This is a genomic window from Candidatus Fusobacterium pullicola (genome assembly GCA_018883725.1).
Lineage (GTDB): Bacteria > Fusobacteriota > Fusobacteriia > Fusobacteriales > Fusobacteriaceae > Fusobacterium_A > Fusobacterium_A pullicola.
This window is the reverse complement of the sequence record JAHLFN010000008.1, coordinates 1-14,861: the sequence shown is the minus strand read 5'-3', so window position 1 is coordinate 14,861 and position 14,861 is coordinate 1. Positions and strand designations below refer to the sequence as shown.

13 protein-coding genes are annotated in these 14,861 nt (G+C 26.7%); all 13 read right to left on the bottom strand.

Annotated elements, in window-relative coordinates:
* On the bottom strand, positions 1 to 990 hold a 990-nt coding region (locus IAA47_00415), incomplete at its 3' end, for a glycosyltransferase family 52 protein (protein ID MBU3841458.1).
* A 55-nt stretch (positions 991 to 1,045) separates the two neighbouring features.
* Positions 1,046 to 2,365: a hypothetical protein gene (locus IAA47_00410; protein MBU3841457.1), complete on the bottom strand. Its 1,320-nt coding sequence runs from the start codon at positions 2,363 to 2,365 to the stop codon at positions 1,046 to 1,048.
* Between the two features lie 26 nt (positions 2,366 to 2,391).
* Complete coding sequence (locus IAA47_00405) at positions 2,392 to 3,711, bottom strand: hypothetical protein (protein ID MBU3841456.1); 1,320 nt, start codon at positions 3,709 to 3,711, stop codon at positions 2,392 to 2,394.
* A 53-nt stretch (positions 3,712 to 3,764) separates the two neighbouring features.
* Complete coding sequence (locus IAA47_00400) at positions 3,765 to 5,096, bottom strand: APC family permease (GenBank protein ID MBU3841455.1); 1,332 nt, start codon at positions 5,094 to 5,096, stop codon at positions 3,765 to 3,767.
* An 81-nt stretch (positions 5,097 to 5,177) separates the two neighbouring features.
* On the bottom strand, positions 5,178 to 5,456 hold the full coding sequence (locus tag IAA47_00395) for a hypothetical protein (GenBank protein MBU3841454.1): 279 nt from the start codon (positions 5,454 to 5,456) through the stop codon (positions 5,178 to 5,180).
* A gap of 179 nt (positions 5,457 to 5,635) precedes the next feature.
* Positions 5,636 to 6,877: an O-antigen ligase family protein gene (locus IAA47_00390; GenBank protein MBU3841453.1), complete on the bottom strand. Its 1,242-nt coding sequence runs from the start codon at positions 6,875 to 6,877 to the stop codon at positions 5,636 to 5,638.
* A gap of 19 nt (positions 6,878 to 6,896) precedes the next feature.
* Complete coding sequence (rfbA, locus tag IAA47_00385) at positions 6,897 to 7,763, bottom strand: glucose-1-phosphate thymidylyltransferase RfbA (protein MBU3841452.1); 867 nt, start codon at positions 7,761 to 7,763, stop codon at positions 6,897 to 6,899.
* Between the two features lie 20 nt (positions 7,764 to 7,783).
* Positions 7,784 to 8,884, bottom strand: coding sequence for a DegT/DnrJ/EryC1/StrS family aminotransferase (locus tag IAA47_00380; protein MBU3841451.1), 1,101 nt, complete (start codon positions 8,882 to 8,884; stop codon positions 7,784 to 7,786).
* Between the two features lies 1 nt (position 8,885).
* Positions 8,886 to 9,332, bottom strand: coding sequence for a GNAT family N-acetyltransferase (locus tag IAA47_00375; protein MBU3841450.1), 447 nt, complete (start codon positions 9,330 to 9,332; stop codon positions 8,886 to 8,888).
* 556 nt (positions 9,333 to 9,888) lie between these two features.
* On the bottom strand, positions 9,889 to 11,073 hold the full coding sequence (locus IAA47_00370) for a hypothetical protein (protein MBU3841449.1): 1,185 nt from the start codon (positions 11,071 to 11,073) through the stop codon (positions 9,889 to 9,891).
* 27 nt (positions 11,074 to 11,100) lie between these two features.
* Positions 11,101 to 12,111: an ATP-grasp domain-containing protein gene (locus IAA47_00365; protein ID MBU3841448.1), complete on the bottom strand. Its 1,011-nt coding sequence runs from the start codon at positions 12,109 to 12,111 to the stop codon at positions 11,101 to 11,103.
* 2 nt (positions 12,112 to 12,113) lie between these two features.
* Entirely contained in the window at positions 12,114 to 13,547 is a 1,434-nt protein-coding gene (locus IAA47_00360) for a lipopolysaccharide biosynthesis protein (GenBank protein ID MBU3841447.1), read from the bottom strand.
* The gene (locus IAA47_00355) at positions 13,547 to 14,800 is read right to left on the bottom strand and encodes a glycosyltransferase (protein MBU3841446.1); all 1,254 of its coding nucleotides are present in this window, start codon (positions 14,798 to 14,800) and stop codon (positions 13,547 to 13,549) included. Before IAA47_00355 ends, IAA47_00360 begins: the two co-directional genes overlap by 1 nt.
* Positions 14,801 to 14,861: the final 61 nt, after the last annotated feature.

Sequence of the window (14,861 nt, the reverse complement as noted above, 5' to 3'; positions counted from 1 at the left end):
CATTATCTTATCACAGCTACCAAATCTTTCAAATATCTTATCGTCTACCTCTGTTCCATAAAAATCAACCTTCACATCTTTTCCAAAACTAAATACAGCTGTAGAGAACAGTGTAGCAACCCTCTCAAGCTTTACCCCCATAACTATAAGTAGCTCAATAGGATATCTCTCCTTCATCACATAACAATCTTTAAAATATTTTGAATAATCTGTCTTCTCCCTCGGATGACTCTTTATAATTACAGAGCTATTAGGATATTTAGCTATCATTTTAGAGTATAGCTCTATCTTTCTCTCCTCACTGATTATCCCATCTTCAGATAGAGGTTGTGTAAATATCATAACTGTCTCACCATCTATCTTTTCAAATATCTCATCATTAAATTTGAATACCCCTTTAATTAAAACTTTCTCTTTCTTACTCTTCCTATTCCAAAGCCCTTGAAGATCAACTATCTCAGCCTTACTCTCCAATCCACTTGGAATACTCTCACACAGTGCAGATGTCAGATAAACTCTCTCACATCTATCTCCATATCCCATAAGTACCTTTCTCTCTCCAAGTCCATAGATAAAAGATATCATATCCTGTATCTTCTCCTTTGCTCCCTTTGGACTTGCCTTATATGGCATATAGTTAAGTGTTCCCTCCTCTATCACATTGATTTTTTCCTTGTAGAACACTCTTCTCCCAAGCTCTAGATTATCCATTCCATATAGCTTAGCCTCACCCTTCTCTATCCTTTTTAAAAGTTCAGCCAAACTCCCTCTTATCTCTTTTATATACCCAGCCATCTTAAATCTATTAAATATTGGATTTTTAGCATACATTCTCGAATTCTCTAAAACTATCTTCCTTCCAGGTAAACTTTCTAGCATCTTCTCCTTACCCTCATATGTTACATAGGTTATATTGTCCTTTTCTAAATTTGCCAAAAGTAAAAATATCAGTAAAACCCTATCCATATCATAAAGAAATACTCTTTCCATAACCCCTCCTGATAATTACAAAAAAGGAATAGCTATTCACTATTCCCCTTTTTTATTATTTAGAATATTTATTTCTGTAGTTTTTTGCAAACTCTTTTGTGAAAGCTAAGAATATTCCTAACATTCCACCTAATACCACTCCTACTGCTAGGAATAGAACTAATGGTTTTCCATTATGTGTTTCTATTACTGGAGAAACTATTGTTATCATATCTGAATATTTAGCATTTACATACTCTTCATTTAATTTATTCAGTTCATCTATTATATTATTTAACTTTTCTCTTATCACTTGTAATTTTTGATCAATTACCTCTTTTTGAGCTTCAGATGGATAGTTTACTATTCCTTTCTCCTCTTGTAATTTTTTTATAATAAACTCTTTATCCTTTATCTCACTGTTAATTGTCAAGTATTGATTTATTAGATTTGAATAATATTCATTTTCAGTATCTATCTTTATTCCAAACTCTCCAACATTAGGGATAATTAAATTTCTATTTGTTGGTTTAAATTCCTCTAACATATTTTTTATCATTTGTGATTTAGCTTGTAATTTTTCTTTTTCTAACTTTACATCTCTTATCTCTGAGTCATATCTTATCTCTCTCATTATTTTATTTAAGCTCAATCCATTTACAGTAAAATAAGAGTAGTAATCTTGTAGTTCAACTCTTTCTAAACTTTCTACTTTTACTAATAATTCATTAAAAGAATATCCCAATTTATTTGATACATAATTTTTCTTAGCTTCTGAATCAATATTATTTTTTAACAAAGATATTCTATCATTTAATAATGAGTAAATATTATCATAGTCATAATTCCCTAACTCTTCCATTTTAGCTACACTGTAATTTGGTTTATATTTATTTATAAACTCATTTACTGTATCAGTAACAACACTCTCTAATACATCTTTATTTTCTTTTGTTGATAGTTTATATTGAGTCGGAGTATATGATATATTCTCCCCTCTTTTTAGAGCAGCTTCTATTCTTGTCTGGATAGCATCTGGAATCAATCCTTCCACTTTTATTCCAACTTTAAAATCAGCTATTTTCTTAGCTTTTAAAGTATCATGATATTCTGAATAATTATTATTTAATACATTTAGTGGTACTATATACTCCTTAAGAAAAACAGAGCCATCAGGATTTTTCCCATTCTCTATTTCTGGGTAATTAAAGCCTATTATTGCACTATTTACTGTACTCATCTTATTATAAATATAACCACCTATTAAAGATACCAATGTTACAGCTATAGTTGTAACTCCTATCGCTATCTTATGCTTCATAAGAGTTCTTATTAGTTCCATTAAATCAATTTCATCATCTTCTTCGTAATACTTTCTTTCTTCTAGCTGATTCATTCTTTCCTCCACATTTTGTCATGTTTTTAATTATATTTATTTTTATAGTTTCTTATAAACTCTTTCATAAATGCTAAGAATATCCCTAACATTCCACCCAGTATAACTCCAATTCCTATAAATAGAATTAAAGGCTTCCCTTCAGTTGATGTAGTAACTGGTGAAACTATTTTTATCATATCTGAGTATGTAGAATCTATATATTCTTTACTTAGACTATTCATATCCTCTATTATTCTATTTAATTTTTCCACAGAAACTTTTAACTTTTCCTCTAAAATCTTTTTAGCTTCTGAGCTAGGAATTTTTATATCCAATTTACTATTCTCTAATAATTTTATTTTTACTTTATTATCTTGGATATCGTTATTAATTACTACATAATCTGCTACTAACTTCGAGTAATAATCATTTTGATCATTGATAGTTACTCCCTCTTGCCCAACATTTGGAATTATAAGCTGTTTTTGATTAGGTTTAAGATCTTGCAACATCTCTTTTAAAATCTTAGCTTTTCCTTCTAGAGCTTGATTCTCTAATACTAACTCTTGTATCTTAGAATCAATTCTCATCAGCTTATTATCTCTATTCTTAGAGAATCCATTTATTGTATAGTATGAATAATAATCTTGTAACTCTACATTTTTAAAGTTTTTTATTCTTTCTGCTATCATATCAAAAGAGTACCCTAATCTAGATGATATATAGTTCTTATTTTCATATGAAGATATTGCCATCTCCATCATCTTTACTCTCTCATTTAATAGCACATAGCTATCACTATAATCATAGTTATAAATATCATTTCCTATTTCTTGAATTGTATATGTCGGCTTATACCTATTTATATATCTAGCAATAGAATCATTTACTAACTTAGCAAGTATATCTTTGTTTTTTTCCTTAAGAGTAATCTCATAGTTACTTGCTGTAAAAGATAAGTTTTCCCCTCTTTTTAGAGCGTTATCAATAAGAGTTTGAGTAGAAGCTGGTATTATTGGCTCTACCACAATAGCATTTCTAAACTCATCTAAACTCTCATTATTCATACTTCCCTTATATTGTTCATACACTTGATTTATTACATCTAAAGGTATAATATTAGTTCTTAAAAATATAGAGCCATCTGGATTTTTTCCCTTCTCTAACTCTGGGTAATTAAATCCTATTATTGCACTATTTACTGTATTTATTCTATTATATATATATCCACCTAAAGTTACTATTAATATAATAAGTATAGTGGATACAACTATTGTAAGTTTATGTTTCAACAAAGTATGAAGTAACTCCATTAAATCAATTTCATCATCTTCATAATATCCTCTCTCTTCTAATTGATTCAACTTACTTTCCTCCTAATTTTTTATCTCTAGATATTATATCCTATTTATCTAACTTAAGCAACGCTTTTCTTATGTAAATATCTCAATGCTATCAGTACTACTATTCCACATATACCTAGATAAAGGAAAGTCATCGGATTTTGTAATCCTCCAACTATTATTGTAAGAGAACCTATAGCAGCTATTAAAGGAACTATTAATCCTTTTCCTACCCCTTGGATCTCTCCTTTTAGATATAGTCTAATTACACAGATATATAGTATAACATATATGATGTAACTAGCCACTATTGGAATCTCTGATATATCAGAGTTTGGGATAACATCATATTTTAAAGTTATATAGTTAATAAATATATATACTAATGAGATTACAAATGCTATCTTAGCTGAACACTTTGGTACATGGTGCCCCTCTTCTAAGTACCCTACCTTTTCTGCCATAGGGAACATATCTCTAATAGCTAGTAGATATGGCATTCTTAAGAATCCTAATGTAAATCCATTCAATGTTCCTAGAACAGATATAAGGATTAGAATTAAGAAGATCTTAGCTCCACCAGTTCCAAAAAGCATAGTTACTGCTTCATTTACGTGAGCATCTCCAAGCTCCATTATTCTTTGTGGTCCCACTAATATACTTACTCCTACAAAGTAAGATACATAAGCTATAAGAACAAATATTGGTCCAAATACTAATGCTATTGGTAGATTTCTCTTAGAGTCCTTTATCTCGTGTGATATAGATGTAGCAACTACCCACCCATCATATGAAAAAGCTATTGGAGATAATGCTCCAATCCAAGCTAATGAGCTACCAGTTGCCTCTACAACCTCAGATGAAGTTATAAGCTTTGGATCTCCATAGATAAAACCTGCTATAGCTAATACAGCTATTAAAACTACCTTTGATACAGTACTAAAGTTTTGGAAAGCTCCCCCTAATAGAGCTGAGAAATAGTTTACAAAGTAGATGATTAAAAATGCTATTAACCCTATAAACCCTACTCTCTCTGGAGTTCCTTCCCACCCCATAAGCATACATAGATATACTCCTACTATCCAAGAAACTATACTTAGTATAGCTGGGAAATATATAAACACTTGAAACCATCCTAGTGCCCCTGCTACCTTAGGTCCTATGTACTCTTCTACATAAGTTATAAGCCCTCCAGGCTTTGTTGTTCTTGATGCTAATACTGCTATTGTTAAACTTCCAAAGATGATACCAATAGCAGCAATTGTAAATACTAAAATACCCTTTATTATGCTTCCATTAGTATACACTAATATGTTGTCACTTTTAAAAAATATTCCTGATCCTATAACTATTCCCACTATCATAGCAATAGCTGTAAACAATCCATACTCTTTTTCTTTATGCATACCTTTTTCTCCTAACTAAATTTATCGTATTGTACTATTATACTATAATTTTAGTGGAAATCAAAGAGATTTTATTCTATTTTACAACACAAAAATTAAGCTTTTCGTGTATATCATTATCTTTCTTTCATTTTGTCTGTAAATAAAGCTATTCTCATCTTTGTACTTGTAAATAGTACTTCTACTCTTACCTACAATCTCCATAGCTTTTTCTACTGTAACCCATATCCCATACTTATCCTCAAGCTCCTGTGTAAACTTCTTATCAAACTCTGGAAGATCCTCCAGCTTCTTAAGTAAGTAACGCTCACACTCTCTTTGAAACTCTTTTTTGCTTTTTTCATCATCTTTTTTTGCCATAACCCTCACCTCTAAAATTTTTTATCATTCTGTAATTAGTGTTATGTATAATCTTTAAATATATATTATTATATTTTTTGGATTTGTAAAGCTTTATTTTTAAAGATTTTCCATTAATCACCATTTATTGATATTTAGTGAGAATAATTTTTTTTAAAGAAAAAAGAGAGCAACTTTAATTACTCTCTTTCTGTGTTTTTTACCCTAGATAGATATAACCCAATTATGAAAACTAACATATTGGATTTCCATATCTCTCTCCATACATTCTCTGTTAGTCCTCCCACTAAGAAAGCTACTAACATACCTATTGTTCCTACTACTATGTAGTAATTCATATCTCTTTCTCTACCTATACAGTATCTTATCTGTCTATATAGGATAAATAGGAACATTCCTATAAAAGGAAAGAATAGTATACCTTCCTCTGCTAAACTTGTTATATATAAGCTATGTAAATTTCCTGCCTCTGCTAACTTCATCATATTTTTAGAAAAATAATTAGGTTTTTGTCCTTTAAAATAATTTTTCATATATTCTAATGAAAATTCACCAGCATTATCTCTTCCAACTCCAAAGACTGGATGAGATTTATACATCTCTATACCACTTTGCCATAAAAGTATTCTACTCTTATTTGAATTATCATTTTTACTATTTATACTTACAATCCTTTTAATATATCTATTATTCTCTAAAACTTTACTATTTATAGCTCCATACCCTAAAAGAAAGATAGCTAACATAGCTATAACAAACTTCTTCTTACTCTTAAATAAAAAGAACAGAACTATAAATAGAGCAGCTACAAATCCTATCCAAGCTCCCCTTCCTTGAGTTAATAATAAAGCTATTAGAGAAAGTATAAAGGTTATACTATAAAACAATGTATATAACCATTTCTTCTCTTTAATATAATAAACCATAGCTACTAATACCAACATACTTCCCATAGCTAGTATATGAGCCTCATCTAATGGATTACTCGAAAAGCTAATCAACCTCTCATTAAAATTCCATTTAAGCTTTTTGTAGAAAAATATTCCATTTACAAAACTTATAACTATACTCAAAGAGAAAAGTGATAATACTCTCTCTACAATTTTATCTTTCTGTAAAAATAAAGGTATAAAGAACAATCCTATATACCTATATGATTTCTCTAAAGCTCTCTGGAAAGAATAACTTCCACCTACTGATAATAAACTAAATATTGGCAGTAGAATTAAAATAGCTAGTATATATTTTTCCTCTACTGTTAAACTTATTTTTCTTTTATCCCAAATATACAGTAAAAAAGCTAGAATCAAAAATCCTAGCCCTATACTTATTCCAGATTTTGAGATAAATAGAGAGAGGGTATAGATATATACACCTAACTCTCCTATTCTGTTGTATACATTCTCATTTATCTTTAACATATATCTCTCCAAAAATTTTCTATTCATTAACTATCTCTATTAAATATTTCCCATAATCTGTCTTTAATAATGGCTCTGCTAACTTAATTAACTCCTCTTTAGTTATCCACCCATTACGATAAGCTATCTCCTCTATACATGCTATATAATTTCCCTGTCTCTCTTGTATAGTTTCTATAAAGTTAGATGCTTGTAATAAATTCTTATGTGTACCTGTATCTAACCAAGCAAAGCCTCTTCCCAATAGATTTACCTTTAAAGATTTTTCTTCTAAATACAATCTATTTAAATCTGTTATCTCTAACTCTCCTCTTTTACTTGGTTTAATACTTTTAGCCTTCTCTATTACACTATTATCATAAAAATATAGCCCTGGTACTGCATATTTTGATTTTGGATTCTCTGGCTTCTCTTCAATAGATATTACATTTCTATCCTTGTCAAACTCTACTACTCCATAAGCTCTAGGGTCTTTTACTAGATAACCAAATATCTCCGCTCCCTTTTTTAATTTTGCTGCTTCTTTTAAAATAGGTGAAAAGGCTTGCCCAAAAAAGATATTATCTCCTAATACTAAAGCTACACTATCCTTACCTATAAATTCTTCTCCAATTATAAATGCTTCTGCTAAACCATTTGGCTTCTCTTGAACTTTATATGTTATACTCATACCTAGTTCTTTTCCATCTTGTAAAAGCTCTTCAAAACATCTTAAATCTCTTGGAGTAGAGATTATAAGCACCTCTCTTATGCCTGCTAACATGAGTACAGAAAGAGGATAATATATCATTGGTTTATCATATATTGGCAATATCTGTTTTGACACACTTTTTGTAATTGGATAAAGTCTTGTTCCACTTCCTCCTGCTAATATTATTCCTTTCATAATCTCTATCTCCTTTTTATCTACTTCAATATAATATCACAAATTTTATCTACTATTTCTAATTCTAAATCAGCATATATTGGTAAACATAAAATTCTATCAGAAATATATTTAGCTACTGGAGTATCTTTAGAACTGTATTTATCTCTATAACATTCATAATCATTAATTAATGGATAAAAGTATTTTCTAGCTATAATGTTTTCTTTTTCTAATTTTTCAAATACCTCATCTCTCGTATATTTATAATTATCGAAAACTACCGGAAAATATGCATAGTTAGATTTTACTCCTTCTTGAGTTGAAGATAATTTTATTCCTTCTATATTCTCTAATTTATTTCTGTATCTTTCTACTACAGCTTTTCTTTTTAAAATTTCACCATCTACATGACGTAAATTACATATTCCCATAGCAGCTTGAAATTCATTCATTTTAGCATTTCCACCAATATATTCAACTGATTCTGGACCTGTTATTCCAAAATTTTTCAAATCATTTAATTTTTTCTTTAAACTAATATCTCCATATGCTATAGCTCCACCTTCTATTGTATTATATACCTTTGTAGCATGAAAGCTAAACATTGAAGCATCTCCAAATGAACCCACACCTTTACCATTTTTCTCTACACCAAAAGTATGAGCTGCATCATATATAACTTTTAAATTATATTTCTTCGCTATTTTTTCAATTTCTTCAACATTACAAAGATTTCCATACACATGAACTGGAACTATTGCACAAGTTTTTTCTGTGATTAAACTCTCTAATTTAGTTACATCAATAGTATAATCTTCAGAATTAATATCACAAAATACTGGAGTCAATCCATTCCTTACTATTGCATGAGTAGTTGAAGAAAAACTAAATGGTGTAGTTATAACTTCTGCTCCTTCTTCAAAGTCAAAAGCTGCAATAGCACACTCTAATGCTAAATGACCATTAGTAAATAAAGTAATATTTTCAGTTTTTAAATAACTTTCTAACTCTTTTTCTAATTGTTTATGTTTTACTCCCATATTTGTTAAAAAATGAGAATCCCATAGTTCTCTTATTTCTTCACAATATTCTTCAAATTTAGGCATTGAAGAATGAGTTACCAATATTTTTTTATTCATTTTATTCTTCCTCCAATAACTTTACTAAATGATATGTTTTTTCACTTTCTATATTTTCTTTTTTAAAGTTATTATTTTTATAAAAAGAAATAGCTTTTTTATTATTTTTATAAACCTCTAATCTTATTCTAGATATTTTATATTTTCTTACTTCCTTTTCACAAAATTTTAAAATATAATATCCTAATCCTTTATTTTGATGCTCTCTTTTTAAACATATTAAATTTATATAACACTGATTTAAATCTAGATTTAAATAAAATCCAAGTATTCCTATTTCTTCTTGAAAATTTATAATACTATAAAAATATGATTTTTCTGCTAATTTTTTGGCATATTCTTGCATATTTTTTACAATAGTTGAAATTCTAGGTGAAAAATTATCATTATACTTATATAACAATCTTTCTATTTCTTTTGTTTTATTTATCCTTTTAAAATTTAGCATTTAATTTCTCCCAAAATTTTATAGCTTTTCTAAATAAAATTCTCCATATTTAAATTTTAAAATACTTCCTTCTATCTATAACATATCTAACTGAGTCAAAAAATTTATCTCTAATATTTTATATTCATTATTATGAGTAAATACAAAATCAAATTCATAATATTCAAGTTGAGATAAATATTTAAAAGCTCTTTAATTATTCCTTTCCATTTTTTTAAAATTTAGGTAAAATTGCTGGATGGAAAATTTATTATTTTATTTTTATATTTTTTAATAATTTACCTTTTAAAATTCTTTTTCCAAAAATTAATATATATTCACCTTCAATTTTCTTAGAAACTTCATAAATTATTTCAGAAACCTCTTTTTAAATTTTTTCTAAAAATTCTATTTGAAATTCTTTATAAATTTTCTTCTTTTATTCTCTTCCTTGTCAACAAATATATATTTTATAAATGATAGATATTTGGAAAATATTTTTTCATAATAAACAATATATTTTTTAAAGTTGTTGCATTATCTGAAACATATACCCCTATCTTCATCTTCTCTCTTATCAAAATTTATTTTTTTGCAAAAACTCTTTTACTGTCCATCTCTCTCTAACACAAATATACTCTTCTTTATCTTTCAAATATACTTTAGGAAAATATTCTATAAATAGAGGAGATAATGTCATTGTATAAGATCCCATATTTACAAACTCTATTTTATCTCCTATACTTATCTTTTTTTCATTTTTTAAGTGTAACAATATATCATTTTCCATACAAGTATATCCTGCTATTATTTGATTAGTTATGATCTCTTTAGTTTCAAATTTTCTATCTATTTTTATATTAAATTTTTTATCTCTCATTAAAGGATTTATATTATTACAACTTCCATCTATAGTTAATATTCTATTTTCTTTTACCTTTTTTTCACTCATAATTGTTGAAATAAATGAAATTGGAGATGCTACTAATGAAGCTCCAGGTTCTATAATTAAATATATATCTTTAGGAAAAATTTTTTCCAAAATTTTAGCTATTTCTGTAGCATATTCAATAAATTGTGGTTTATCTTTTACTCCCCCAAAAAAACCGCCACCTACATCAATATATTCTAATTTTAAACCTTTAAACTCATTTCTTATTTTTACTGCCATTGTTGAAATGGCTCTATAAATATTTAAACTTCTTGTTTTAGTACTATTATGTAAGTGAATTCCAACTATCTCTATATATTTTATTTCCTTTAATTCTTTAATAGCATTATAAAATTCTCCGTTCTCATAGTTAAAGCCAAATCTTCCTCCCAATTTTCCCATAACAGTTTCATTAGGACACATACTTTCCAAATCAAAATTAATTCTTATTCCTATTTTCCATTTTTTTTTATTCAAAGGCTTTTCTTTTTTTAACCACTCTATTTCTGTAAAAGAATCAATATTAACTATACTTTCTCCATTTAAAGCTTCATATAAACTTTCTTTACTCTTAATTGGGCCATTATATATAATTTTATTTAAAGAAAAATTCAAAGCTTTTGCCAATTCAAACTCATCTTTTGAAACAACTTCTGCATAAGCCCCTTTTTCTTTAAAATAGCTAATAATCCATGGCAGTGAATTTGTTTTTATAGAATATCCTATTATTAAATTACTCCATTTACTTTTAAATGCTTTATATAATTCATTAAAATTTACATCTAATTTTTCTTTATCAATCAAAAAATATGGTGTTGAAATATTATTCATTATTTTTTCCTCATTTCTAAATATTAATTATAATCTTGTTATTTTTATATCTTTTTGACCTAAAATTCCATAATTTATATTTAATATTTCTTCTGTTTTTACTTCTTTATTTTCTAGCCACTCTATTATAGCTTTAGGTAAATTAGCTCCAGCTAAATGACTAAAAGGATATCCGCCTCCAAACCTAGCATTCATTTCCAAAATATATGGTTTATTATCTACTAAAAATAAATCTACATCTAAATTAGCTATATGTTTTAAAGCCTTTGATATATCCTCTCCACAATTTCTTAGCTTTACAGAATCTATAACTTCTGCACAGTCTGTTTCTCCAGCTCTCATTGCAATTTTTTTCTTAACAAATGTAGTTATATAATTTCCATTTAAATCATTTATAATATCCAAACCATACTCTTGCCCTTTTAATTTTTCTTGAATTAAAACATTTTTTCCAATAGTTTGAATTGACTCATATTTTAAATATGTTTTCTGAATTTGCCTTTCTATTTTTTGATAAAAAATCTCTAATTCCTCTATATTTTCAGCTTCATATACTCCTATAGATCCCATACCCCAACGTGGCTTTAATATTAAAGGAAAATTTATATTTTCATTCTTTAATTCTTCATAAACTTTTTTTAAATCAATATATGTTTTAGGTACATTTATTTTTCTACCTTTTAAAAATAAAAATGTTTCCCACTTATCATTACATATTTTAATAACACTTTCTTCAGATACAATAACTTGAACTCCTATTTTTTTAAATTCCTCTTTATTTTTTGCTAATACTAATAAATCAATATCAAATAATGAAATAATTACACTTATATTTTTTTCTAAACAATATTTTTTTAAAAAACTAATGTAGTTTTCATCATAAATTAGAGGTGTTATAACATATTCATCTGCATATTGAAATGCTGAAGATTGATTTGTACTATTTGCAACATATACTTTTCCTTTATCTTTTAATTCATTTTTAAAATACTCAACTAAATAACTTCTTCTTCCAACGGAAGTTAATAATATATTCATTTTCATCCTCTCTTTCTATTTTTCACCATACTTAACAAATATAAAAAGCTTTCATTTTTAAAAATAAACGATAATATTACAAAGATTATTACACCAAATAATATCTGTAATATTAAAATTAATAAATCACTATATTTTAATAACTGTATAAAATATATAATTGCTCCCATAATTATAGAAAGAATAAAAGAAGGAAAAATATCTCTTATTTGCTCTATATAACTATAATTTAATAATTTTTTATTAGGATATGAATTTATAAAAGAGCTAACTATACTACTAACTACTGTACCTAAAGCTATCATATATGGACCTCCCCACAAAGTTATTAATATAATAATAACTCCAACAACTTTTTTTATTATTTCAAGCTTTAAAAATATATCACTTCTACCAATAGCATTTATTGCTTGTAAATTAGCAGTATGAATGGGCCATAATACATAAGATAAACAAAATATTCTTAAATAAGGAACACATGGAAGCCATTTATCAGTTAATACTAATTTTACCATTGGTTCTGATATAACTATAAGTCCTATCATTGCTGGGAATATTATGTAGGAACTCATCATTATTGCTTTTCTCATAATTTCTTTTACTTTAATTTTATCATGTTGCACAGATGCTAAAACTGGAAATATTACCGATTGAATTGTCCCATTAAAATTAGTCACTATAATATTTGGAAATTGATTTCCTCTGTTATAATATCCCAACATAGTTGGAGTATATATTCTACCAACTATTAAACTTATAAATTCTCTATAAATAGTATCAATTAAAGACGAACATAATAATTTTCCTCCAAAAGAAAATAATTGTTTTATTTTTTTTATTGAAAAAAATAATTTAGGTCTCCATTTTATTGCAATCCATAATATAGTGCACGCAGAGACTTGATTTATCAACTGTTGATACACTAAAGACCATACTCCAAATCCTTCATAAGCTAATATAATACCTATTAGTCCTGAAATAGTAGTAGCTACTAAACTACTATAAAATAGTTTTTTAAATTCCATATTTCTTGAGATAATAGCATTTTGAATTGAATTAGGAACATTTAAGAATAATCCTATTCCCATTACTCTTACTATTAGACCTAATTCGGATATTTTATAAAAACTCGCTATAATTGGAGCAATTATCCAAAGTATTAAATACACTACTATAGCTATAAGTAGGCTTATATAAAATACTGATGATATGTCTTCTTCATCTATTTCTTTTTTTTGTATGAGAGCTGTATTAAATCCACTTTGAACAAATACAGTCGAAATAGCTATAAATACTGTTATTAGTGCCACTACTCCATAATCCCTTGGAGTTAATACTCTAGCTAAAATTAACTGAAGTATAAACTGTATTCCTTGAGTTCCTCCTCTTTCTAAAAATCTCCATACTAAAGAATTGATAATACTTTTTTTTTCCATTATTTTTTCCCCATTAAAATTTTTAACTTATAAGCTAATAAATATCTCCAATATACAAATTGCATAAATAAATAAGGTATTACATGTCTTCCAGTTTTTTTATTAGTCTGATCCAAAGTTTTTTTCCAATACTCTCCTATATTTATATTTGTAAAAGTGTTATATGATTCCTCACATAATTTTATAAATTTATTCTCATCCATTTTAATTAATTCCTCTATATAATATTCTATTGGAATACCCTCTTTATCTGAAATAATATAATTTTTACTTTTAGGAAGATATCCATACCCCTCACATTTTCTATTATAATGTCTCACTGGAATACTTATTACACCTAAACTAGCTCCATCACAAATAGTTCCCGCTACACCTATATTTAAATGAGCTTTTTCAAAATATTCTCTTAATTCTTCGTATTCTACTTTTCCTATTAAATTTATATCTTCCTGCGCTTTTTCATTTAGTTTACTTATTTCTTTTTTTACATATTCTTCATCTCTTCCATATCCTATAATAGTTAAAGTTAAATTTGGGTATTTTTGTTTTAAAATTCCATAACTTTCTATTAATCCTAATAAGTAAATTTTATGTGGAAATACAAATCTAGTTACTGTTATAATATTAAATTTCTTTCTCTTGCTCTTTTCTCTTATTTTCGTATAATCAAAAGGATAAATTTTATTTGGTATAACTTCAACTAATTTTTCTTCTAAATTTTCTATTTTAATATTATAATTTTTTCTTAGCGCTTCTCCATGTAAATGATTTACGTAAATTATATTATTATTAAATTCCATTTTTTGAAGTATTTTTCCAAAATATTTTTTCATAATAAATTTAAATGGGAAAAAAAATTCTTTTTCAAGAAAAAGATATTCTGCGAAATGTGGTACCCAAAAAAATATATCAGCAACTAAGTTGTTCTCTAAAATAATTTTTTGCAATAAAGCAAACTGATATAAGTTAAAAGCATATGCTAAAAAAGTTTCATTTTTTTCTCCAGATATTTTTAATTTTTTATTCCAGTCTTTAGAATAAATATCAACTTCATATATTTCAATATTTTTATTTAAAAATTCTTTTTTAAATTTATCTGCAATTTTTGTTCCAGCTAACATTATAAAAATTACTCTAACATTCTTTTTATTTAACCATTTTATAAATTTAAATAAAAAAGTTTCTATTCCTCCTATTTCCATTCCATACTTTATAAAAATAAAACTTCTCTTATTGTTTAATTTTCTATTCATTCACTATCCTCATTCTTTTGTATATAACTAATAAAATTATTCCATTAAATAGCATTTGTAT

What these genes read in the sequence shown, in the direction of transcription:
- IAA47_00395 (MBU3841454.1), bottom strand. Translation starts at nt 5,456, where the DNA reads ATGGCAAAAAAAGATGATGAAAAAAGCAAAAAAGAGTTTCAAAGAGAG.
- IAA47_00370 (MBU3841449.1), bottom strand. Translation starts at nt 11,073, where the DNA reads ATGAATAATATTTCAACACCATATTTTTTGATTGATAAAGAAAAATTA.
- IAA47_00365 (MBU3841448.1), bottom strand. Translation starts at nt 12,111, where the DNA reads ATGAATATATTATTAACTTCCGTTGGAAGAAGAAGTTATTTAGTTGAG.
- IAA47_00390 (MBU3841453.1), bottom strand. Translation starts at nt 6,877, where the DNA reads ATGTTAAAGATAAATGAGAATGTATACAACAGAATAGGAGAGTTAGGT.
- IAA47_00410 (MBU3841457.1), bottom strand. Translation starts at nt 2,365, where the DNA reads ATGAATCAGCTAGAAGAAAGAAAGTATTACGAAGAAGATGATGAAATT.
- IAA47_00380 (MBU3841451.1), bottom strand. Translation starts at nt 8,884, where the DNA reads ATGAATAAAAAAATATTGGTAACTCATTCTTCAATGCCTAAATTTGAA.
- IAA47_00360 (MBU3841447.1), bottom strand. Translation starts at nt 13,547, where the DNA reads ATGGAAAAAAAAAGTATTATCAATTCTTTAGTATGGAGATTTTTAGAA.
- IAA47_00375 (MBU3841450.1), bottom strand. Translation starts at nt 9,332, where the DNA reads ATGCTAAATTTTAAAAGGATAAATAAAACAAAAGAAATAGAAAGATTG.
- IAA47_00355 (MBU3841446.1), bottom strand. Translation starts at nt 14,800, where the DNA reads ATGAATAGAAAATTAAACAATAAGAGAAGTTTTATTTTTATAAAGTAT.
- rfbA (MBU3841452.1), bottom strand. Translation starts at nt 7,763, where the DNA reads ATGAAAGGAATAATATTAGCAGGAGGAAGTGGAACAAGACTTTATCCA.
- IAA47_00400 (MBU3841455.1), bottom strand. Translation starts at nt 5,096, where the DNA reads ATGCATAAAGAAAAAGAGTATGGATTGTTTACAGCTATTGCTATGATA.